General features: G+C 36.5%; 20 protein-coding genes and 1 other RNA gene. 19 read left to right on the plus strand and 2 right to left on the minus strand.

Annotation, left to right across the window (positions count from 1 at the left end; all coding sequences use genetic code 11):
• Positions 1 to 10: 10 nt before the first annotated feature.
• The 13 genes from bshA to HF990_RS01175 all read left to right on the plus strand — a co-directional run bounded on the left by bshA (position 11) and on the right by HF990_RS01175 (position 13,787).
• Positions 11 to 1,150: an N-acetyl-alpha-D-glucosaminyl L-malate synthase BshA gene (gene bshA, locus HF990_RS01115; RefSeq protein ID WP_168411771.1), complete on the plus strand. Its 1,140-nt coding sequence runs from the start codon at positions 11 to 13 to the stop codon at positions 1,148 to 1,150.
• Complete coding sequence (locus HF990_RS01120) at positions 1,147 to 2,340, plus strand: CCA tRNA nucleotidyltransferase (protein ID WP_168411772.1); 1,194 nt, start codon at positions 1,147 to 1,149, stop codon at positions 2,338 to 2,340. The genes bshA and HF990_RS01120 overlap by 4 nt, the downstream gene beginning before the upstream one ends.
• Positions 2,309 to 3,298: a biotin--[acetyl-CoA-carboxylase] ligase gene (locus HF990_RS01125; protein WP_168411773.1), complete on the plus strand. Its 990-nt coding sequence runs from the start codon at positions 2,309 to 2,311 to the stop codon at positions 3,296 to 3,298. The genes HF990_RS01120 and HF990_RS01125 overlap by 32 nt, the downstream gene beginning before the upstream one ends.
• Positions 3,299 to 3,572: 274 nt before the next feature.
• Positions 3,573 to 4,406 carry a 3-methyl-2-oxobutanoate hydroxymethyltransferase gene (gene panB / locus HF990_RS01130; RefSeq protein WP_016836984.1) on the plus strand — a complete coding sequence of 278 codons (834 nt, stop codon included), beginning with the start codon at positions 3,573 to 3,575 and terminating at the stop codon, positions 4,404 to 4,406.
• A 4-nt stretch (positions 4,407 to 4,410) separates the two neighbouring features.
• Entirely contained in the window at positions 4,411 to 5,277 is an 867-nt protein-coding gene (gene panC, locus HF990_RS01135) for a pantoate--beta-alanine ligase (RefSeq protein ID WP_016836985.1), read from the plus strand.
• Positions 5,270 to 5,653, plus strand: a complete 384-nt coding sequence (gene panD / locus HF990_RS01140) for an aspartate 1-decarboxylase (RefSeq protein WP_016836986.1) — start codon at positions 5,270 to 5,272, stop codon at positions 5,651 to 5,653. The genes panC and panD overlap by 8 nt, the downstream gene beginning before the upstream one ends.
• A gap of 209 nt (positions 5,654 to 5,862) precedes the next feature.
• Entirely contained in the window at positions 5,863 to 7,203 is a 1,341-nt protein-coding gene (lpdA, locus tag HF990_RS01145) for a dihydrolipoyl dehydrogenase (RefSeq protein ID WP_168411774.1), read from the plus strand.
• Positions 7,204 to 7,452: 249 nt separating this feature from the next.
• Complete coding sequence (dinG, locus tag HF990_RS01150) at positions 7,453 to 10,251, plus strand: ATP-dependent DNA helicase DinG (protein WP_168411775.1); 2,799 nt, start codon at positions 7,453 to 7,455, stop codon at positions 10,249 to 10,251.
• Positions 10,252 to 10,291: 40 nt separating this feature from the next.
• Positions 10,292 to 10,771: a cell wall elongation regulator TseB-like domain-containing protein gene (locus HF990_RS01155; RefSeq protein WP_016836989.1), complete on the plus strand. Its 480-nt coding sequence runs from the start codon at positions 10,292 to 10,294 to the stop codon at positions 10,769 to 10,771.
• A 15-nt stretch (positions 10,772 to 10,786) separates the two neighbouring features.
• Entirely contained in the window at positions 10,787 to 11,980 is a 1,194-nt protein-coding gene (locus tag HF990_RS01160) for a pyridoxal phosphate-dependent aminotransferase (RefSeq protein ID WP_168411776.1), read from the plus strand.
• A gap of 67 nt (positions 11,981 to 12,047) precedes the next feature.
• Positions 12,048 to 12,767, plus strand: a complete 720-nt coding sequence (locus tag HF990_RS01165) for a DnaD domain-containing protein (RefSeq protein ID WP_168411777.1) — start codon at positions 12,048 to 12,050, stop codon at positions 12,765 to 12,767.
• A gap of 10 nt (positions 12,768 to 12,777) precedes the next feature.
• Entirely contained in the window at positions 12,778 to 13,437 is a 660-nt protein-coding gene (nth, locus tag HF990_RS01170) for an endonuclease III (protein ID WP_016836992.1), read from the plus strand.
• Entirely contained in the window at positions 13,434 to 13,787 is a 354-nt protein-coding gene (locus HF990_RS01175) for a YpoC family protein (protein ID WP_016836993.1), read from the plus strand. The genes nth and HF990_RS01175 overlap by 4 nt, the downstream gene beginning before the upstream one ends.
• 310 nt (positions 13,788 to 14,097) lie before the next feature.
• On the opposite strand, the gene HF990_RS01180 is transcribed toward HF990_RS01175, so the two are convergent.
• Positions 14,098 to 16,740, minus strand: coding sequence for a penicillin-binding protein 1A (locus HF990_RS01180; protein ID WP_168411778.1), 2,643 nt, complete (start codon positions 16,738 to 16,740; stop codon positions 14,098 to 14,100).
• A gap of 24 nt (positions 16,741 to 16,764) precedes the next feature.
• Positions 16,765 to 17,382 (minus strand): Holliday junction resolvase RecU, encoded by a 618-nt coding sequence (gene recU / locus HF990_RS01185; RefSeq protein ID WP_016836996.1) that lies wholly within the window; start codon positions 17,380 to 17,382, stop codon positions 16,765 to 16,767.
• 161 nt (positions 17,383 to 17,543) lie between these two features.
• Here recU and HF990_RS01190 point away from each other — a divergent pair, with 161 nt between their 5' ends.
• From HF990_RS01190 to rnpB, 6 genes are all read left to right on the plus strand, one after another.
• A complete protein-coding gene (locus HF990_RS01190) occupies positions 17,544 to 17,741 on the plus strand; it encodes an endonuclease (protein ID WP_096550842.1) in 198 nt (65 codons plus the stop codon).
• Between the two features lie 34 nt (positions 17,742 to 17,775).
• On the plus strand, positions 17,776 to 18,153 hold the full coding sequence (locus HF990_RS01195) for a YppE family protein (RefSeq protein ID WP_016836998.1): 378 nt from the start codon (positions 17,776 to 17,778) through the stop codon (positions 18,151 to 18,153).
• Entirely contained in the window at positions 18,131 to 20,404 is a 2,274-nt protein-coding gene (locus HF990_RS01200) for a DEAD/DEAH box helicase (protein WP_168411779.1), read from the plus strand. The genes HF990_RS01195 and HF990_RS01200 overlap by 23 nt, the downstream gene beginning before the upstream one ends.
• Before the next feature lie 4 nt (positions 20,405 to 20,408).
• Positions 20,409 to 21,674, plus strand: a complete 1,266-nt coding sequence (locus HF990_RS01205) for a ribonuclease H-like domain-containing protein (RefSeq protein WP_016837000.1) — start codon at positions 20,409 to 20,411, stop codon at positions 21,672 to 21,674.
• A 161-nt stretch (positions 21,675 to 21,835) separates the two neighbouring features.
• Entirely contained in the window at positions 21,836 to 22,132 is a 297-nt protein-coding gene (gpsB, locus tag HF990_RS01210) for a cell division regulator GpsB (RefSeq protein WP_016837001.1), read from the plus strand.
• A 59-nt stretch (positions 22,133 to 22,191) separates the two neighbouring features.
• Positions 22,192 to 22,584, plus strand: an RNA gene (gene rnpB, locus HF990_RS01215) — RNase P RNA component class B.
• Positions 22,585 to 22,638 lie beyond the last annotated feature (54 nt).

The following is a 22,638-nucleotide window of genomic DNA, read 5'->3' on the forward strand; positions in this document are numbered from 1 at the left end:
ACGTGTGTCGGTGAGAAAATTAAAGATAGGTATTACATGTTACCCTACTGTGGGTGGCTCAGGAGTGTTAGCGACAGAGCTTGGTAAAAAACTTGCTGAGCGCGGTCATGAAATTCATTTTATCACTTCTAGTGTTCCTTTTCGGTTAAAGAAAATTTACCCGAATGTCTTTTTCCACGAAGTAGAAGTAAATAATTATTCCGTTTTTCAATATCCTCCGTATGATATCGCTTTGGCAAGTAAAATGGCCGATGTCATTTTAGATGAAAAATTAGATGTATTGCATGTTCATTATGCGATACCGCATGCAGTGTGTGCAGTCCTTGCCCGCGATATGTGTGGAGAAAATATTGGAATTGTCACAACGTTACACGGAACAGATATTTCTGTATTAGGCCAAGATTCCACACTCTCCCAAGCCATCAGATATGGAATTGAAAAATCCGACATAGTCACAGCAGTATCCAACGCATTAAAACAACAAACCTATGATATTATTGGTACGAATAAAGAAATCGAAACGATATATAATTTTGTGGATGAATCCGTATTTAAACCAATAGAAAAAGCTACTCTGTTAAAACAGCAATATGGTATTCGTGATGATGAAAAGGTCATCATTCACTGTTCAAACTTCAGAAAGATTAAAAACTTGCCAGACATTGTTGAAACATTCATCGAAATTCGAAAACAGCTTCCAGCAAAATTACTGCTCGTTGGAGATGGCCCTGAAAAACACCGAGTGATGGTTCAGGTGAAAGAATCTCCATATAAAGACGATATTTTATTTTTAGGAAAACAAGAAAATGTGGAAGAATTATTTTCTATTAGCGATTTAAAATTATTATTGTCTGAAAAAGAATCGTTTGGTTTAGTGCTATTGGAAGCAATGGCATGTGGTGTTCCGGGTATTGGAACGAACGTTGGAGGAATACCGGAAGTAATTGAGCATGGTGTTAACGGCTATGTTGTTGAGTTAGGTGATGTGCAACAAGCGGCTGCATATGCGATTGAATTGTTATCAGATGAAAATAAACATGAGGAATTTAAACTAAACGCAATACAAACGGTTCAAACAAAATTCCACGAAGAACCTATTATCGATCAATACGAAGAATTATATTATCGATTGGCGGCATTAAAAGTATGAAACAGGTAAAAGATTGGGATGTCGCATTGCGCGTCATTGATAAAATTGAAAAAGCTGGATTTGAAGCCGTCATTGTTGGCGGCGCAGTACGCGACCATTTGCTGCAACGAGAAATACATGATGTCGATGTGGCAACAAGTGCACTACCGATGGAAATTAAAAAAATATTTTCCAATACAGTTGATGTAGGAATTGAGCATGGCACGGTGGTTGTTTTAGACGAAGGGAAACCTATTGAAGTAACAACTTATCGTACAGACGGAACCTATACAGATTTTCGCCGACCGGAAGAAGTCACATTTGTACGAGATTTGCCAAAAGATTTAGAACGGCGTGATTTTACGATTAATGCCATGGCTTATACAAAGGATGGTACCATTATCGACCTATTTGGTGGGAAAGAAGATATTGAGAATCGTATAATTCGAGCAGTAGGGGATGCCAATTCCCGATTTCGAGAAGATGCACTTCGAATGCTTCGAGCAGTACGTTTTGCTGCACAATTAGGTTTTGATATTGATGAATTAACGATGAAAGCCATCCAAAAAGATTGTGATTTAATTGAATTTATTGCCCGTGAACGAATTCATATGGAATTCTCAAAAATGTGGGTAGCAGATTATGTATATTTCGGTGTTAAAGCTCTAGTCGACAGTGATTTAGCCCTTTACTTACCTGGCAACTTTAGAGAGAATTTAGAGGCTTGGAAGGAATTTCACACAAAGCAAGAGGAAGTTGGATGGGCATACCTCTGTTTGCTAAACCGTAATGATATGGAGAATATTATTGATTTTTATAAATTATCCAATAAACAAAAAAACTTTACGAAAAAAGTGATTCAAGCGTATGACAGTCTCTTAAAACGTTGGGATGAATATGATTATTTTTCAAATGATCTAATAATTTTAGAAACAGCTTATGATTTTGCAACATGGCAAGGAAAAAATGTTCCATTTGAAAAAGAGCATATTGCGAAGGTGAAAGAACATTTACCAATTCAATCAATGGAACAATTTGCACTGAATGGCAACCTCTTAATGGAATGGTCAGGTTTAAAGGGCGGACCTTGGTTGAAAGAAGCATTAAACAAAGCGTTATATGCAGTATTATCAGGCAGAGTAAAAAATGATGAAGAACACTTAAAGGAATGGTTCCACAATGAATTTATCGATGAAAGACAAAATCATTAAACGTTTTTTAGAAGCAAAAGATGAGCCAATTTCGGGGCAACAATTGGCAGATGATTTAGGAATTTCTCGTACAGCAATTTGGAAACATTTACAAAATCTGCAAGAAGAGGGATATGAATTTATTACGATTAAGAAAAAAGGGTATAAATTAATTGCTGTACCTGATCGTGTAGATGCTGCTAAAATTTCATCCTATTTAAAAACGAAACGCTTTGGCCACACGATTCATTATTTTGAAGAAATAGATTCGACACAAAGGCTGGCTCACCAGTTGGCAAGAGATGGTGCGAAAGACGGCACGATCATCATTGCTGAAGAACAAACTGGTGGAAAAGGAAGAATGCAAAGAACATGGTATTCTGCAAAAGGGAAAGGGATTTGGATGACAGTTATTGTTCGTCCAGATCTTCTCCCTCACCAAGCGCCTCAATTAACATTAATCGCTGCGGTTAGCATCGTAATGGCAATGAAATCTTTATATACTAACTTTACACCAGAAATTAAGTGGCCAAATGATATTTTAATTAATGGAAAAAAATGCGTTGGGATATTAACGGAAATGCTAGCAGAAATGGATCGGGTGGACGGTTTGTTAATTGGAATTGGCATCAACGCCAATCATGAACAGACTGATTTTCCAGATGAACTGCAAGAGATTGCAACATCAGTTGCCATAGAGGAAAAGCAAAAAGTGGACCGTGCACAACTTGTTGCGGAGATTCTATCATATTTAGAACGATATACAGATGAGTATATCGAAAATGGTTTTAAGTCCATTAAGCAATTGTGGGTAGAGCATTCTTGTACAATTGGAAAACGAATTAGAGCATCAACGATTAGGGAAGTTATTGAAGGACAAGCAATTGGAATTACCGATGAAGGCGTACTGGAAATATTATTGGATAACGGTCAAATAAAGAAAGTTTATTCTGCAGATATTGAGATTCAAAATCAATAGCTATTTCAAACGCCCTGTCTTATATTTCATTCAACGCTTTACAAACTAGGCTTTTTTCTGTATCTTTTTAATAAAGTTGTGTAGTTCGATGGGCAGTATCGTAACGAACTGTACCTGTACGCAACTTGATAAATGGAATCTGCCTTGATCTAGTAAGACAGGGACGGAAGAAAACAAGTTCGAAACATCCGAACAAATACTATCCTTCTGTCCATTTTTGGAAGAAGGATATTTTTTTGTTTTCTTCCTCCGAATTTAATAAGGAGGAAACAATATGAAAACAACGAGCGATTTTTTAAAGATGAAGCAGAATCGTGAGAAAATCGTTATGGTTACTGCTTACGACTATCCTGCTGCAAAATATGCAGAAGAAGCAGAAGTCGATATGATTCTTGTCGGCGACTCGTTAGGGATGGTTGTTTTAGGCTACGATTCTACAGTGCAAGTAACTGTGGAAGATATGATTCATCATGCAAAGGCGGTTCGTCGAGGAGCTAAAGACACATTTTTAGTGGTGGACATGCCTTTCGGATCCTACCATGGTGATCCGAATGAAGCGTTAAAAACAGCAGTTCGCATGATGCAGGAAACAGGAGCAGATGCACTGAAATTAGAAGGTGCCGGTGAAGTGTTATATGTGATAAAAAAATTAGTTCAAGCTGGAATTCCTGTTGTAGCTCATTTAGGTTTGACACCTCAATCGGTTGGGGTTCTAGGCGGATATAAAGTCCAAGGGAAGACGGCAGAACAAGCTAAAAACTTAATTGAAGATGCCCTTCGTTGCCAAGAAGCAGGAGCCATGGCTCTAGTATTGGAATGTATTCCTCATCAATTAACAGAAATTGTATCCAATAAACTAGTTATTCCAACAATCGGCATTGGTGCTGGTCCTGAAGCAGATGGACAAGTACTAGTATTCCATGACTTATTAAGATATGGAAATCACCATATTCCGAAATTTGCGAAGGAATTTGCAAATGTTGGGGAACACATTCAGAAGGGGATTGAAGGGTATACAAAGAGTGTAAAAGATGGCTCGTTCCCAGCTCCTGAACATTGCTTCAACATGAAAGATGAAGAATTATTTTCAATTTATGGAGGCAAATAAACCGATGGAAGTCGTCACAACAATAGCCGAACTAAAAGAGATTGTAAGAAAGGCAAAAGCAGAAGGAAAAACAATCGGTCTTGTACCAACGATGGGCTATCTTCATGAAGGTCATATGGCGTTGGCGAAAGCGGCAAGAGAAGAAAACGATTTTATCATCATGAGTATTTTTGTGAATCCTACTCAATTCGGACCGAATGAAGACTATGAATCTTATCCAAGGGATTTAGAACGAGATCAAAAAATTGCCGAATCGGTAGGAGTAGATGTTGTGTTTGCTCCATCAGTTGATGAAATGTATCCAACTGATGGCGGTATTCGAATTCATGCAGGCAGACAAGCAACGATTCTTTGTGGTGCATCAAGGCCAGGGCACTTTGATGGTGTGTTGCAAGTAGTTACAAAGTTATTCCATTTAGCAGAACCGACAAGAGCTTATTTCGGCCAAAAGGATGCACAACAAGCTGCCATTATTTCTACTCTTGTTAGAGATTTTAATTTCCCATTAGAAATTCGCACAGTGCCAATTGTTCGAGAAGAAGACGGACTTGCGAAATCTTCTCGAAATGTGTATTTGTCTGAAAATGAGCGCAAGGAAGCTCCGGCAATTTATCGAGGACTGCAGCTTGCGAAAGAGGAATTTTTATCTTCCAAAGATGCAGAAAAAGCTATTGGCGTTGCAAAAGACTATATCTTAAAGAACACAACAACAGGGCGTATCGATTATATTGAATTGTTAGCTTATCCAGATTTAAAACCAATCGATGACAGCACAAAGCAATATTTACTTGCAGCAGCAGTATTTATTGGAAAAACTAGACTAATAGACAATATTATGTTTACGAATAAAGGGGATACAGAGAATGTTTAGAGAAATGATGAACGCAAAAATTCATCGTGCACAAGTAACAGAAGCCGATTTAAATTATGTCGGTTCTATTACAATCGATGCCGATATTTTAGATGCAGTAGGCATGCTTCCAAACGAAAAAGTGCAAGTGGTAAATAACAATAACGGTGCTCGTTTTGAAACATACATTATTCCAGGTAAACGAGGTAGCGGCGTTATTTGTGTGAATGGAGCTGCTGCTCGCCTCGTTCAAAAAGGGGATATTGTAATTATTATTTCATATGCTTATGTAGAGCAAGAAAAACTTTCGGAACATAAGCCTACTGTGGCAATTATGGATGAAGGAAATAAAATTAAAGAAATTATTCACTACGAACCTGAAGCTACTGTACTGTAATCTTGTAGAAAAGAGAGCAAATTGGAACGACATATCCTATTTGCTCTTTTTTATTTTTATTTAAAATGAAGAATATTTTTCTGAAAATGGCAAATAACATAATGAAATTGCAACTATTCCAAAATTGCTGTTTTTGCATAAGAAAAATTCCTTCATTTACATTGATTTACAATTTTTTAGGTGATATTTTTGTTAAAGAGGTGATGAAAATGAAGAAATACGACGTTGCCATTATTGGAGCAGGTGCAGGAGGCTATGTTGCAGCAATTTATGCGGCTCGAAGCGGATTAAACGTTGCTTTAGTAGAAAAAGGGAAAGTGGGAGGAGCTTGTTTTAATCTTGGGTGCATTCCGTCCAAAATCATGATTGAACATTCGAAACTCATTCAAAAAATGAAGCTAGGAGAGCAGTGGGGGATTTCGACTAATAACATTGAAATCGATTTTCCAAAACTAATGCAACGGAAAGAAGACTTGATTCAGCAATTACTAGAAGATATTCATCGCTATATTGGTAATAATACGATTACTTATTACTCTGGAAAAGCTGAAGTTACAAAAGATTTAGTTGTTAAAGTAAACGGAGAAGAGTTTGAGGCGAAAGACATTATTTTAGCGACAGGAAGTAAACCATTCGTACCTCCGTTTAAAGGGTTAGAGACAGCAACATATTACACAACTGATACGATTTTCAATATGAAAGAGCTGCCAAAGCAACTCACAATCATTGGTGGTGGCGTGATTTCAATTGAGATGGCTTTTAGCTTAGCACCATTGGGCACAAAAGTAACGATTTTAAATCATAGCCGTGACATTTTGCAGACAGAAGAACCCGATGCACGACCAATTATACGGAAAAAGTTGCATGAGTTAGGAGTGGAACTTGTACTCGATTTTGAATTTGAAGAAATTCGTGGAAATGAAATTGTGACTTCAAGAGGGGTTTATACATATGAAAATTTATTATTTGCAACAGGTAGAAGACCAAATGTAGAAATTGCAGAAGCACTTGGATTAGAAATGGACGGCCGTTACATTAAAGTTAACGAATATTATGAAACAAATATGCCACATGTATATGCAATTGGCGATATCATCGGAGGTCATCAATTGGCACATGCAGCGAGCGCAGAAGGGATTCATGCCATTGAAGCAATTTTAGGAAATAAACCAGAACCGATTGATTTATCTACCATTCCACGTTGCGTCTATTCAACTCCTGAAATCGCGACATTTGGGGCATTGGAAAATGAAGTAAGTGCAGACGAAGTCATTGTTACAAAATTACCATTTAAAACAAATCCGAAAGCATTGATGGAAGGAAATGCAGATGGATTCATTAAATTTATTTCAAGCAAAAAGGACAATAGCATTTTAGGAGCATGCGTTGTAGGAGATGGTGCGACGGAAATTCTTAATTCCATGCTTGCAGTAAAAGTGGCTGGTGGAACAGCGGAAGATTTAGCTAAAATCATTTTCCCGCATCCTACAAAAAGCGAGCTTATTGGAGATGCAGCAAGAACTGTATTTTGGAAAGGAATCCATATTTAAAAACATTAACTTAGTGAAAAGGTTTCATATCCTTTTCGCTTTTTTTTATGTGGCAAATGAGTGCCATCAAAATAAGATATATTTTTATTCGAAAATACTCAAAATCCGAAGCGAATTAGCCAAATTAACGATAAGCATTCGTAAAATATGAATTTCGATGAATGATGTAAAACAAGACCATGCATTCTTATGTTATGATAAAATTCGCTTATAAATTATAAACATATGTAAATGTGAGTTGAGATTCAAATGGAAAATCAAAAATATGTCATTGTCGATTTAGAAACGACCGGTCATTCTCCTAAAGAAGGAGATCGAATGATTCAAATTGCGATGGTCATTATGAAAAATTGGGAAGTGCAAAAAACTTTCACTACCTTTATCCATCCAGGAAGAACGATTCCTTTATTTATACAAGATCTAACAAATATTTCAGACCAAGACGTCAAGGACGCATTACCATTCGAATCATATGCAGAAGAAATATATGAAATATTGCAGGATGCAGTTTTTGTAGCTCATAATGCCGACTTTGATTTATCTTTTTTGCAATCGGAATTTGAACGTGCGGGATTGCCGAGATGGAAAGGGAAGAAAATTGACACTGTTGAACTATCTAAAATACTGTTTCCTATGGCATTAGGCTATAAATTAGCGGATCTTGCCAGCGAATTAAATATTCCGCTCAATAATGCACATCGAGCGGATGATGATGCGATGGCAACGGCTTTATTATTCAAGAAATGTTGGGAAGAAATGTTATCACTTCCCATTCCAACTATTGAACAATTGCATAAACAGTCATTTAAATTAAAATCGAATATTTCCCATTTATTATTCCAAGCATTACAAGTAAAACGGAAAACGATCGAGAACGAATCGGATTATATCTATTATCAACAATTCGCATTAAAGAAAAAGGCGCTAAAAAGTGCTGAAAAAGATTTGAAGGGAAGTTACCCATATTCTACTGATGAAAAAGTTGAGCTTCTTTCAAAACACTTTCCCAAATTTGAAAAACGCCAAGAGCAATTTCAAATGATGGATGCCATTTGGGAAACTTATCAAGCGAAAAAAGAAATTATGATTGAAGCATCCACAGGGATTGGGAAAACGCTTGGATATTTGTTACCTTCCATTATCTATGCAAAGCAACGAGGAAAGAAAATATGCATTAGTACTTATACGTCATATTTACTTGAACAAATCTTATATAAAGAGATTCCTAAAATTGAAAAGGTTTTAGGAATAAAGGTAAATATATCTCTACTAAAAGGAATGAAAAATTACATCGATTTAGAGTTATTTGAACAGCTCATTCAACAAGATGGACATTCCTACGATGAAACGTTGACGATTTTGCAAATTATCGTATGGCTATCAAAAACGAATACTGGTGATTTAAGTGAATTGAATCTATCCGGCGGAGGGCAATTATTCGTTGAAAAAATTCGCAAAAAAAATCGCAATCACCAAAATTCTTTTGATTTTTTTGAAAAAGCCATTAAGGAAAGCTTAGAGTCAGATATTATTGTAACGAACCATGCAATGTTGCTAGCTGATTTAGTGCGTATTGAGCCGATTTTCCAATCGATTGACGGATGGGTAATTGACGAAGCGCACCAATTTGTACAAGCAGCAATTCAACGTGATCAAATTATGTTTTCTTATGCTCAATGGAAATATCTTTTTGGTCAGATTGGAATTTCTTCTGATTCAGGTCTATTCCAAGCTTTTCGAAAAGCAGCAATACAAACAGGAAGAGTCTCTGAACAACTGTTTTTCCAATTAGAAAAGTCTTTTGCAACAACTTTGGAACGTATTGAAAGGGCAATGCAAACACTCGCAATTTCAATACAAAATCAAAAACCTCCTTTATTAGATTATAAACAGACGGCATTTTTAAAAGATTTATCATTAAATATGCCATTGTTGAAAGATGTTTCGAGAACTTTGCAAAAATGGATTGATTTAGCGGAATATGTTTCAAACCAAGTTCGTCAAGATGTTGAAGAACTTCCAAAGAAAAATAAGCTGCTGTTAGAACGTTGGGATTATTGGATTCGAGAATTAAAAATCAAATTAGCAGAGTGGGATGAACTATTTTTTGTAAAAAGCAATCAATTTGCCGTTTGGGTTGAAATAGATAAACGGCATATCCCAGGCAGCCTTCAAATATACAAGAAGCCGATTGAAATAACAGAAACAGTCGATGTATTGTTTAATAATTTAAGGAAAAACGCAGGTGTTATATGGACGTCGGGCACTTTGACCATTCCGAATAATGAGCGATTTATAGCAAAACAATTAGGAATCGCCGACAATGTCCCGATTCTTAAATTGGAAGCTCCCCAAAACTATTACGGTGGAGCGAAAGGTTATATCGTATCCGATATGCCAGATATTCAAGGAGTATCGCAGTCGGATTATATTGAATCGGTTGCAGCGGCTGTAACTCAAATTATTCAAACGATTGAAGGTCGATGTTTTGTTTTATTTACTTCGCAAGATATGCTAAAGAGAACGGTTGAGCTTATTCAAGAAGCAGAATTATTAAATGACTATTTGTTATTTGCACAAGGTGTTACGAGCGGTAGCCGAATGCGGTTATTAAAATCATTCCAAAAATTCCATCGATCTGTATTGTTTGGTACGAACAGTTTTTGGGAAGGGGTCGATGTACCTGGAGAAGATTTGAGTGCTGTCATCATAGTAAGGCTACCTTTTTCTTCCCCTGATGAGCCAACGTTTAAAGCAAAAGCAACGATGTTAACAGAAAAAGGGCAAAACGCTTTTACAGATTTATCTTTACCTGAGGCAATATTACGATTCAAGCAAGGATTCGGGAGACTCATTCGCTCGTCAAAAGATAAAGGAGTGTTCATTGTACTGGATCGACGAATTGAAACGAAATCGTATGGTAAAGAATTTATAAAAGCACTTCCTAACATTAAAATTGAAAAACTCCCTCTACAACATATGGTGAAAGACTTACAACATTGGTATAATAACAAAGGTGAGGAAGGAAAGCAGGTAGACAACAATTGAAAAAAAGAAAAAATTATTCCATAAAATATAAGGTGTTTAAATGAAAAATTGGATTATTTTTATCACAAGTTTTATGTTAATATTAACTATTGGAATATCTGTTTTAGTCTTCTGGAAAGCGTCAAGTCCATTTGTAAAAATAGAGAAGCAGGCTGTGGAGTTAGCAATTTCATCTAATTCCATCAAAGCGGCCACTGATGCTTATGTTTACAATGGAAATAAACCGTATGTCACCGTTTTCGGAGTAGATGAAAAGGGTGAGGAAAAGGCTGTTTTTGTACCGATTACATTAGATGATAAATCGATACAAATCGTTAGCTTAAAAGACGGTATAACAGAAGATGAGGCTAAATCATTTTTAGATGAACAAAATGTTAAACAAGTGCTTCATACAAAATTAGGCTATGAGGAACCAGGCGCTGTTTGGGAAATCGCTTATATCAACAAATCGGATAAACTCAATTACGTCTACATTTTGTTTGAAGATGGACAATGGTGGAAACGCATTTTGAACTTATAGGGGAGAAGATTACAAATGAAAGAATTATTAGCCAATCGTGTAAAAACTTTAACACCATCTACAACTTTAGCAATTACAGCAAAAGCAAAAGAAATGAAAGCGCAAGGCATTGACGTGATTGGTCTTGGAGCTGGTGAACCAGATTTTAACACTCCACAAAACATCATGGATGCAGCCATTGATTCAATGCAACAAGGGTATACAAAGTATACGCCTTCTGGAGGTCTTCCTGCTTTAAAACAAGCGATTATTGAGAAATTTAAACGAGATAATCAATTGGAATATAAACCTAATGAAATCATTGTTGGTGTTGGAGCGAAGCATGTTCTTTACACATTATTCCAAGTGATTTTAAATGAAGGCGATGAAGTTATTATTCCAATTCCATATTGGGTTTCATATCCAGAGCAAGTAAAACTGGCTGGTGGAGTACCAGTTTATATTGAAGCAACAAGTGAACAAAACTACAAAATTACTGCTGAACAGCTAAAAAATGCTATTACGGATAAAACAAAAGCGGTTATTATCAATTCACCAAGCAATCCTACGGGAATGGTTTATACTCGTGAAGAATTGGAAGACATTGCGAAAATAGCATTAGAAAATAATATTCTGATTGTATCAGATGAAATTTACGAAAAACTATTATACAATGGAGCGGAGCACTTCTCTATCGCACAAATTTCCGAAGAAGTGAAAGCTCAAACGATTGTTATTAATGGTGTTTCAAAATCCCATTCAATGACGGGATGGAGAATCGGTTATGCTGCAGGTAATGCAGATATTATTAATGCGATGACAGATTTGGCATCTCATTCAACTTCCAATCCAACAACTGCATCTCAATATGCAGCGATTGAAGCTTACAATGGACCACAAGACTCTGTAGAAGAAATGAGAAAAGCCTTTGAGTATCGATTAGAAACTATTTATCCAAAATTAAGTGCAATTCCTGGTTTCAAAGTAGTGAAACCTCAAGGTGCCTTTTATTTATTGCCAGATGTCAGCGAGGCAGCTCAAAAAACTGGATTTGCTTCAGTAGATGAATTTGCAAGTGCATTGCTAACGGAAGCAAACGTAGCGGTAATCCCAGGTTCTGGTTTTGGAGCGCCAACGACAATTCGAATCAGTTACGCAACATCTTTAAACTTAATTGAAGAAGCCATTGAACGAATCGATCGATTTGTTAAAGATAAATGGCAAGAATAAGCAGTTTCGCAATACGTAGCGTCCGTATATTACGGACGCTTACTTCATAATGAAAGGAGTCAAGCATATGAAGGAACAAAATCATCGACTCCGTAACTGGATAGAGCAAAAAAATGTAAGCATCCCAGAACTATTTTTTCGATATTACAAAAGATTGGGGATTTCTGATGATGAAGCATTGCTATTACTCCAACTTATTGCATTCCATTCCGACAACATTGATTTTCCTCCCCCAAGTGCATTAGCGGACAGAATGCATTTTACGGAAAATGAAATTACTGCGAAGTTACAACGATTGCTTCAAAAAGGCTTTATCGAAATCACTCAAGGAATCGACTCAAGCGGCAAAATTTATGAGAAATATTCAATGTTCCCTCTATGGGATAGAATCTTAGATTTAATGGAAGCACAATCCATGAAGCAAGAAGAATTCCAAAAGAAAAATGAGGAAGGGGAATTATTCTCCCTTTTTGAACAGGAATTTGGTCGTTTACTATCACCGATTGAGATTGAAACGATTTCTTTATGGTTAGATCAGGATCATCACCCTCCAAAAATTATACGAGAAGCTTTGAAGGAAGCAGTGCTAGCTGGAAAATTGTCTTTCCGTTACATTGACCGTATTTTATTTGAATGGAAAAAGAAAAATATTCGAACAATCCAGCAAATTGAAAAGCAGCGGGAGCAATTTGCAAAACATAATTCACCTTCCGCCCCTCCGAATCAAAGTGCAACAGAAAATCGAAAAAAAGTACCATTTTACAATTGGTTAGATGAAAGAGAATAGGGGAGATAGAATGTTGACAAAAAAACAGTGGGAGCATTGTTTAGAAGTAATCGACGAAATGTTCCCAGATGCCCACTGTGAGCTTGTACACAGCAATGCATTTGAACTAACAATCGCAACTCTTCTATCTGCCCAATGTACTGATCAACTTGTCAATAAAGTGACAAAAAATTTGTTTCAAAAATATAAAACACCAGACGATTATTTATCGGTACCATTGGAGGAGTTGCAGCAAGATATTCGTTCCATTGGGCTTTATCGCAATAAAGCAAAAAATATTCAAAAGTTGTGTGAAAAACTTATAAAAGAATTTAATGGAGAAATTCCAAAAACGAGAGAAGAGTTAACTTCATTACCTGGAGTTGGAAGAAAGACAGCGAATGTTGTGATGTCAGTGGCTTTTGGAATTCCGGCTTTCGCGGTAGATACCCATGTAGAAAGAGTAACAAAACGGCTTGGGCTTTGTCGATGGAAGGACAGCGTGTTAGAAGTAGAAGAAACGCTAATGAAAAAAACACCTAAAGAAAGATGGTCCAAAACCCATCATCAATTAATTTTCTTTGGCCGTTACCATTGCAAGGCACAAAACCCTCAGTGCCATCAATGTCCATTGCTTGACTTATGTCGCGAAGGGCAAAAACGGTTGAAAAAAGGGTTGGTTAAACAATGATACGGGTAAGGAAAGATGCTATACAAAAGGAACAAATCGAGCCTTATTTTGAAGCTTGGGAAAAGTTATCAAAAGAAATTTTTGATGCGCATGACGAACGCAATGGAAAAAAAGCTCAAAGTTTAATGGAGCAAGGCATTGATTTGTTTGAGGAGTTGATTGTCAAAACTTCAGAATCGCAAGTTCAACAGTTCTTGCTCTCTGAAGAATATGAGGCAATGCCATTGAATGGGATGGAGCGTTTTCAATTCATCAAAGGAAGACCCGGACAATACGCATGTTTTGTGCAGTTAGATGAGTTATTTAAAGAATTGAAGAAACGATATGCGCGGTTAAGGGTACAGAAATAATGAATGGAACAATAGTGGCATAGGCGAGTGTAATCGTTTGTGCCACTTTTTTGTGGCGAAATATTAACAAACCAATAGAAGTTGATTATATAGAAAGTGCAAAATTTTATGCTTTTTCTTTTAGCACTTATTCCATATGTAGTATTGTTTATAGTTGCATATCTTTTCTTTAATTTAATTGTTCAAATAAAGAAAAATGTTGACAAGATAGTAGAACAGAATCAACGAATCCTTTCTTTATTGGATGAAATAGAAAAGAAAAGTGACAGGATTAATCCTGTCACTTTGATAAATGAATGATTATTGAATTTTAGTCGTGTTTTGAAGCTTCCCCAGGTGGTGTTGGTCCATTAGGGGGATTTACGACATTGCCTTCTCCTCCTGGTGAGAACCAATCATCAAAATCGTTGTTGTTTCCATTGTTTGGATTGCCATTGTTATTTCCGTTGTTGTTTCCATTATTTCCGTTATTACCATTATTACCATTTGGATTTCCTTGGTTACCGTTGTTTCCGTTATGATTTGGTGGATGGTCAGTTGAAGGTTCCTCAGCATCATCAGGTAATTCAACATCCGGTTCTGTTATTCCACCATCAATAGTAATGGATACAGATGCTGGTGTGCTTCGGTTTTCTCCAATAATTGCAACAACGGTGAAAGTATATGTTTTGCCAGCTTCTATACCTGATATGGAAGCATGTTTATCTGCTGTAATTGTGACGACGGATGATTTGCCATCATCGGATTGCATGGATACTTCATATTGAACATCCGAACCTTCATAGTCTTCCGGAATTGTGTAGTCCCATGTTAAATCAACTACTCCAAATACTTGGTTAACTGCTTGTAAATTAAACGGTGCTCCTATATCCACTTCTTCATATGCATCAGAAACTTCTTTTGGTTCTGTTCCACGTACAAACAGCTCTGTTCTTCGAAGTTCACTAGGTGTATTTTTACTTGCGAGTTTTAACGGTTCTGTACCAACTTCAATTGTTACTTCAACGACTGAATTTGGTTTTGCAAATCGTTTCGTCTCTTTTCCTTGAGAAATTTCCCCCATGATTTTACTAAACAATACTTGTGGAAGGCGGCGTTCATCCCAAGTTGTTATAGGCTCAGAACGTTTTTCGTATCCACTCCAAATAGCAATGGAATAATTCGTTGAATATCCGACAAACCATGAATCTGGCACTGCTGTACTTGGCAGGTTATATTTTCTAAATTCATCGGCACCATAGTTTGTTGTACCAGTTTTCCCGGCGATATCTAATCCTGAAACTCTTGCTGCTGTACCTGTTGCGTTTCTTTTTGAACTTACTACATCACGAAGCATATCTGTAACCATATAAGCTGTATAGTCATTCATCGCCACTACCGGATCAGGTTTGTACGAGATTTTAGAGCCATCTCGGAAAACAATTTCTTTAATGGCATATGGTTTGTTATAAACACCGTTATTACCGAAAGCTGCATATGCCGCAGCGATTTCGATAGGCGATAATTCAATTTTACCGCCACCAATAGCATCTGCTTCTACAATTTCATCTCTTTCAATACCCAATTTTGAAATGAATTCTTTTGCTTGATTTAGCCCAACTTCTTGCAATATTTTTACTGCTGGGATATTTCGAGAAGCATATAACGCTTCCCTAATAGTAATTGGTCCAAAATATTTTCCGTCCCAGTTTCCGAATTGTTTACCATTGGAATACGTATGTGGTTCATCCACAATGGTTTTTCCGGTAGACCATTTGAAATATTCAATGGCAGGACCATATGCGATTAGCGGTTTCATTGTTGAACCAGGAGGTCTTTTTGCGTCGTCAGCGTAGTTATAGCCTCTACCTGCACCATAATTGCGTCCACCGCCAATTGCTCGTAGTGCACCAGATGTTGTATCAACAACTGCCACCCCGGATTGAATCGTTTCTGTCGGGAAATTGCTTGCGTTATTCATGATATTTTCAACGGTAGTTTGTGCTTTTGGATCCAACGTTGTATAAACTTTTATACCTTCAGATAATAGACTTGGATCCCGATCTTCAATTTCATTTAATACAATGTCTAAAAAGGCATCGTATTTTGTGCCGGCAACGCCTTTTCTTTGTTCTTCCGGTAATAAGCGTGAAGCCACATCGATTTTCTTTGCTTCCTCAGCCTCGGCTTCCGTAATTTTTCCGTGTTGAACCATTAAACTTAATACGATATTGCGGCGTTTCTCCGCTCTATCTGGATTTTTAAACGGATTGTAATTGTTTGGGCTTTGTGGCATACCGGCTAATAGGGCAATTTCATCTAGATCTAATTCATTTAATTCTTTGCCAAAGAAGTATTCAGCTCCTGTAGCAAATCCATAAATGTTCCCTGAAATCAAAACTTTATTGAAATACATTTCAAATATTTCTTCTTTGTCATACATGCGTTCTAATTGAATCGATAACCATGCTTCTTGCGCCTTACGTTTTAATGTTTTTTCATTGCTTAAAAAAGAGTTTTTCACTACTTGTTGAGTAATCGTACTTGCTCCTTGTGAACCAAATCCGCCGGTAAAGTTCGCGATTACCGCACCACCTAGACGGAATAAGTCAATTCCAAAATGATCAAAAAATCTTACGTCTTCTGTTGCAAGAATCGCATCAACCATTTCTTGTGGAATCTCGTCATATTCAACATATTTTCGGTTCTCAACACCGATTGTTGCAAAGAGTTCTCCATTCATGTCGTAAAACTCTGCAGAAATCGGATCTTTCAATAATTCTTCATTCAACTCAGGCGCTGAACTTGCGTAATAAAAGAACAATCCTGCTCCAAAAACTAAACCGGCGAAAAAGAGAGTAAAAATGGAGATGATTCCCCATTTCAACCATTTTTTTATAGGTTTTTTATGATTTTTTTGTTGAGATTCTCGTATTTTTCGTATTTCTGTTCGAGAGCGTCTATTTTCACTCAATTCTATCTCCTCGCTTCATGTCTATCATTCTCCATTGGAAATGAGTTTTTTTATAGCATTTATATAATCGATTCTAGGATTATAACCTGGAATGATTTCATAGCTTTTCTCCTCAAAAGTATCGATTGGTATCGATTTTCGTCCTCCGTTTTTCATGTTGCACCACGCATCATATAAAACGGAAAAAGGTAGTAAAAAGTATCGATCCAGTTTAGAAAAACGCACAATGGTAAATGCTATTCCTTGTTGACTAGTTACATTTTTCATGTGGGTGATTTGATGTTCATGTACATTTTTTAAAGGGAAAGAAGTTTTACTTTCCGTTTCTTTTGCTTCAAAATCAATGTAGTAGCCGTTCCACACCCCATTATAATCTGTAGTAGATGGAGTACGAAAATATGCTTCTCGAATGACTGCCGCACTCCTTTTTGGATACTCTACTTTGACGATTTGGATGGGAACAGGTTTCTTATGAATGATTGCAATTTGTCTACTTAAATAGTACGCATTTGTCTCATTGATTTCATCTTCAAGAGTTTTTCCTCGATTTCCAAAAGAAAAATCTTTGTTCTTTTGAATAGGATTCGCATTTGATGTTGTACTTTTCGGCTTATATGGTTTTCCGTTCGGATATTTGAGCATCCTAAAATCACCCTCTTGAAAATGATATCCAAATCTAGAAATAAGTTTAACATAAAAATTTATCGAAAAAATTGTTCTTTTAGCTAACGATGTCTAGTTTTGGCTAGATGAAAGGTTTTCTCCTATATATATTGAATTAACAAATATAAGGAGGGATTCGTATGAATAAATTTCAATTGCTTATATCTCAATTGGATTGTTTAGATGAAATGATGACCGCCAAACTAGAAAATGAACGAGCTATGATTAATGACTACTTTTTCGGACAAATTGTTTCCACTCATCAAAAAGTAAGCTTAGCAGAAAAGAATGTTCATGTAAAGAATGCTTGTTCCCCTATTGCTAGTGAATTAGAATAGATTTTGATACACTAAGAATAAGAGGGTAATCTCTATGAAACTGCTAGAACTGACGAAATGGTTATTAGATGAGTGTGATGCGTCAAGAAAACGTTTTTTTAAAATGAGAGAACTTGACGCAACACCTCTATTTTTTGAAGAAGTTAAACCGCATTCGGATGATGTACACCAATTCCTCATAGACTGGAAAGAACTGGCCATTCAATGGATTGAAGAAACTAAGCCAAAATATGTGCATATACAACAAATTTACAATGTCGTAGAATCGATGGATCAGTTCGTCGTACAATCCTTTTATAAAGAAACGAGCAAAAAAAGATTCCTTCAATCTGTGCATTCGGTACAATATACACTTTCAACATTGTTAAGGTATTTGGAGGAGAAGAACGGTGAAGAAAAAAAGAACGATTGATGAGTTAGTTAGGGAATGGCAAGAAGATGAGGAAATAAAACAAAATATTGCTCATATCGTGACAATGGAAGGTAGAGAAGGGCAGTACGCAGATTTTCCCGAACATCTTCATCCTTCTATAAAAAAAGCGCTACAAGAGCGAGGAATAAAAAAATTATATACGCATCAACGCCAAGCATTTGATTTAGCTCTTGCAGGAAAATCTTTTACTGCAATTACGCCAACCGCTTCCGGAAAGTCTCTCTGTTATCATTTGCCCGTATTACAAAAGATTTTAGAAGACCCTTCATCAAGAGCGATTTATTTATTTCCGACAAAAGCGTTGGCACAAGATCAAAAGACAGATTTAAATCACTTGATTGACGCCATGGATGAGGAAATATACAGCTATACTTATGATGGTGATACAGCACCAAATATTCGGCAAAAAGTAAGAAAAGCTGGCCACATTGTAATGACGAATCCCGATATGTTACATTCAGGCATTTTGCCCCACCATACGAAATGGGTCTCGCTTTTTGAAAATTTAAAGTTTATAGTCATCGATGAACTCCATACATATAAAGGTGTTTTTGGCAGTCATGTAGCCCATGTCCTTCGGAGATTGCTTCGCATTTGCCATTTTTACGGCAGCAATCCTGTTTTTATTTGTACATCAGCAACGATCAAAAACCCAAAAGAGTTGGCTGAAAAATTAACAAATACGAAGCATGAATTAATTTCTCAATCAGGTGCACCGGTAGGAAAGAAAACTTTTATTTTCTATAATCCTCCAATTATACATACAACTTTTGGTGTTCGAAAAAGTTCTATATTAGAAGCAAGAGATTTAGCAGCGAAACTATATCAAGCTGGGATTCAAACGATTGTCTTTGCCAAATCCCGTGTCAGCGTCGAAAGGCTCGTTACGTATTTAAAACAGCTAACAAAAAATAAAATTGCAGATGAATCAATTCAAGGCTATCGGGGCGGATATTTACCTTCAGAGCGGCGTCAAATTGAAAAAGGTTTGCGAGATGGCACAATCCAAATTGTTGTAAGTACGAATGCCCTTGAATTAGGTGTCGATATCGGACAGTTACAAGCCTGTATTATGACAGGATATCCAGGAAATATCGCCAGTGCATGGCAACAAGCTGGACGAGCGGGGAGAAGACAAGATTCCGCATTGGTAATATATGTAGCAAATTCTACTGCTCTTGACCAATATGTCGTCAACCACCCGGACTATTTACTGGGCAACGCTCCGGAAGAAGCACTTATTAATCCAGATAATATTTTGATTTTGATGAGTCATTTAAAGTGTGCTTCATTTGAATTACCTTTTTCGACGAATGAAACTTATGGAGAATTTGAAGTTCAAGAGTTGTTAGAGTATTTGCAAGAAGAGGGCGTTCTAGTGAAAACAAATGCTCATTATTATTGGATGAGCGACCGTTTTCCAGCTCATGATGTAAACTTGCGTTCAGCTGCTGGCGAAAATGTCGTCATTATTGACCAAACCATTCCAGCGGGCACGAAAGTAATTGGTGAAATGGATACGTATTCTGCTATGACGTTATTGCATGAAGAAGCGATTTATCTTCATCAAGGAGTTCAATACCAAGTGGAAAAACTCGATTGGGAAGAGAAGAAGGCATATGTTCGTGAAGTCGATGTAAATTACTACACAGACGCCAATTTAGCTGTGGAACTAAAAGTGTTAAGTGAAGATAAATCAGCTATGTATCAGAATGTGACGGTTAGCTACGGAGATGTAAGTTTAGTCGCTATACCTACTATTTTCAAAAAGATTCATATGACAACATTAGATAATATTGGATCCGGAAAGATTCATATACCACCTATGGAGATGCATACAAATGCTACGTGGATTTCCTTTGATTTGCCGGAAAATTGGTCAGAGGAGATGCTGACAGATGCATTAACTGGGGCTGCGTATGCCATCGGATCATTCATCCCGTTGTATATCCAATGCGATCGAAATGATGTCACAGTTGTTCCACAAGTAAAGTCCGTACACAATGAAAAACCGACTTTGTTTATTTATGACAGCTATCCTGGGGGAATCGGTTTAAGTGAGAAAGTATATGATCTTCTCGTACCTATTTTAGAATTAACGATTGAACATGTCTTATCTTGCCCATGTGAATATGGTTGCCCGTCTTGCATCGGTGCACAAGATAATTTATCCGATGGAAAATCGAGAGTATTGAAAATATTAAAGATTTTATTTAATGAAATGATGTGATGGTATGAGTTACGAAAATAAAATAATGCAACTGAAAAAAATGCTTGGAAAGAAGAAAGAACAGCATTCTGAACAACCTTCATATCAAAAACCAGAAAAACCAGCCTATATTTCCAATTGGGAAAAGGCTGGGCTTTCTATCGTAGAAAATGACTTTGGAGTGGTGTTTCATCGACAAGTCCGATATCCATTTACTTATCAGCATGGATGGTATCAACTTCAACAATTTTTTCAGGCAGTAGAGAAGTGGGAACAGACTAATTTTCACCATCCATATGCTATATCCTCAGAGGAAACAGTGTTGTTTTTTGATACAGAAACAACGGGCTTAAAGGGAGTTGGAACTCAAATTTTTCTCATTGGTTTGCTTGGGATTGATGAAGAGGAATTTGTGTTGAATCAATACGTATTAGCTGATCCAGCAAATGAAGCAGCATTATTATTTGAATCAAAGCTATGGCAATGGGGGAATACAATTGTATCATACAACGGGAAAAGTTTTGATTGGCCGCAGCTTGAGATGCGTTGGACCTTTCATAAAAACTTTTTGCCGAAATTACAAACGCCTAGACAAATCGATTTATTACATAGTTCAAAGCGAATCTGGAAAAACCACTTAGAAAAAGTAAAGTTGACGAAAGTGGAAGAAGAAAAATTAGGTTTCAAAAGGGAACATGATATTCCGGGATTTCTTGCTCCGATTATTTATGCAGATGCGGTGAAGAGCGGAAATGCTATCGAACTAATGAAAGTTCTTCAACACAATGAATGGGATATATTATCATTATTGACGCTTTATATTCATTCAACAAATCTTCTTCTTGACCATGCGTTACAAGATGATGCAGTTACATATATAAATATTGGAAAATGGTACGATGATTTAAAGGAACGTCAACAAAGCGAGAAAGTATTATTATCTGTAACAAATCAATTTGATGTAAAAGAATCAGGACTCGCATATTTCTATTTAGCATTTCAACAAAAACGCAATAAACAATTTCTAGAATCAATTGAATCTTTTCAAAAGGCAATACATATAATTGACGAGAGAAAAAAATTGAAAGCTTTTGAACAATTGGCAATGCTCTATGAACATCAAATGAAAGACTATTCAAAAGCATTACAGTATACAATAAAAGGAATAGATTTGCTTCAACAGGCAACATTTTTCAATGAGAATCAAAAGAAAAAACAGCTAGAAACTTGGGATAAACGTTTGCAGCGTATAAAAAAGAAAAATGGGAAATTATTTCATACTTTTGAATAGAAACTTTCATTTCCCAGGTAAGCGCAAATATTGACAAAATCTTTTCGTTCAATGAGTCGAAAATTGCAAAAAATATAATTATAAGATGTTTATTTGTCCTTTTATAACGTTATATGTGATATAATATAGGATACGTATGTATCGATGGAAGGGCGATGTGCATGAAAATAAAATTAAATTCTAAAATGATATTGGAAAAAGAATTTAAAAGACAAATGAAGGGCTACAATGTCGATGAAGTAGACCAATTTTTAGATATTATCATGGAAGATTACGACAATTTCAATAAAATGATTGAAGAATTACAAGCTGAAAACGAACGTTTGAAAAAAGAACTAGAAAATGCGACTAAGAAACAACAGATACCTCAACAAACTTTAGGAAATACGAATTTTGATATTTTAAAACGGTTATCGAATTTAGAGAAACATGTGTTTGGAAGTAAATTGTATGATTGATAAAATCCTCAAGTTGTTTTTGAATTAATTGTCTAGTATAATGATTTTTAGATCATAGTGGTTTCGAGTAATCGCTGCAAACGATTTTCGTTTGTAGAGGAAAGTCCATGCTCACACGGATCTGAGATGACCGTAGTGTTCGTGCTTACCGAAAAAATAAGGTAAGGCAAAGCTTACGCAGCTTTGACGGCGGAAGGAAGACCTAAGTCCTTTTTGGATATGGTTGACACTTCCTGAAAAGTGCCACAGTGACGTAGCTTCATCGGAAACGGTGAAGGTGGAACGCGGTAAACCCCACGAGTGAGAAACCCAAATTATGGTAGGGGCGCTCTCCCGAAGGAAATGAACGGAGGGAGGGACGAGAGAAATACTCTCGTAGATAGATGATTACTACCTGACAGTACGAGGCAATCGCCGTTTGAGTACGCAGGAACAGAACATGGCTTACAGAAATCACTATGATAAGGAAAACAAATACATTTTTAAATGTTCATCGTATGCTTCAA

The sequence above is a fragment of the Ureibacillus thermosphaericus genome (assembly GCF_012396605.1).
Classification (GTDB): Bacteria; Bacillota; Bacilli; order Bacillales_A; family Planococcaceae; genus Ureibacillus; species Ureibacillus thermosphaericus.

Coding starts and splice junctions, on each gene's coding strand:
- HF990_RS01190 (WP_096550842.1), top strand. CDS start 17,544: ATGAATAAATTTCAATTGCTTATATCTCAATTGGATTGTTTAGATGAA.
- panD (WP_016836986.1), top strand. CDS start 5,270: ATGTTTAGAGAAATGATGAACGCAAAAATTCATCGTGCACAAGTAACA.
- lpdA (WP_168411774.1), top strand. CDS start 5,863: ATGAAGAAATACGACGTTGCCATTATTGGAGCAGGTGCAGGAGGCTAT.
- nth (WP_016836992.1), top strand. CDS start 12,778: ATGTTGACAAAAAAACAGTGGGAGCATTGTTTAGAAGTAATCGACGAA.
- dinG (WP_168411775.1), top strand. CDS start 7,453: ATGGAAAATCAAAAATATGTCATTGTCGATTTAGAAACGACCGGTCAT.
- HF990_RS01165 (WP_168411777.1), top strand. CDS start 12,048: ATGAAGGAACAAAATCATCGACTCCGTAACTGGATAGAGCAAAAAAAT.
- HF990_RS01160 (WP_168411776.1), top strand. CDS start 10,787: ATGAAAGAATTATTAGCCAATCGTGTAAAAACTTTAACACCATCTACA.
- panB (WP_016836984.1), top strand. CDS start 3,573: ATGAAAACAACGAGCGATTTTTTAAAGATGAAGCAGAATCGTGAGAAA.
- gpsB (WP_016837001.1), top strand. CDS start 21,836: ATGAAAATAAAATTAAATTCTAAAATGATATTGGAAAAAGAATTTAAA.
- HF990_RS01205 (WP_016837000.1), top strand. CDS start 20,409: ATGAGTTACGAAAATAAAATAATGCAACTGAAAAAAATGCTTGGAAAG.
- HF990_RS01125 (WP_168411773.1), top strand. CDS start 2,309: ATGAATTTATCGATGAAAGACAAAATCATTAAACGTTTTTTAGAAGCA.
- HF990_RS01120 (WP_168411772.1), top strand. CDS start 1,147: ATGAAACAGGTAAAAGATTGGGATGTCGCATTGCGCGTCATTGATAAA.
- HF990_RS01155 (WP_016836989.1), top strand. CDS start 10,292: ATGAAAAATTGGATTATTTTTATCACAAGTTTTATGTTAATATTAACT.
- HF990_RS01175 (WP_016836993.1), top strand. CDS start 13,434: ATGATACGGGTAAGGAAAGATGCTATACAAAAGGAACAAATCGAGCCT.
- panC (WP_016836985.1), top strand. CDS start 4,411: ATGGAAGTCGTCACAACAATAGCCGAACTAAAAGAGATTGTAAGAAAG.
- HF990_RS01195 (WP_016836998.1), top strand. CDS start 17,776: ATGAAACTGCTAGAACTGACGAAATGGTTATTAGATGAGTGTGATGCG.
- recU (WP_016836996.1), bottom strand. CDS start 17,382: ATGCTCAAATATCCGAACGGAAAACCATATAAGCCGAAAAGTACAACA.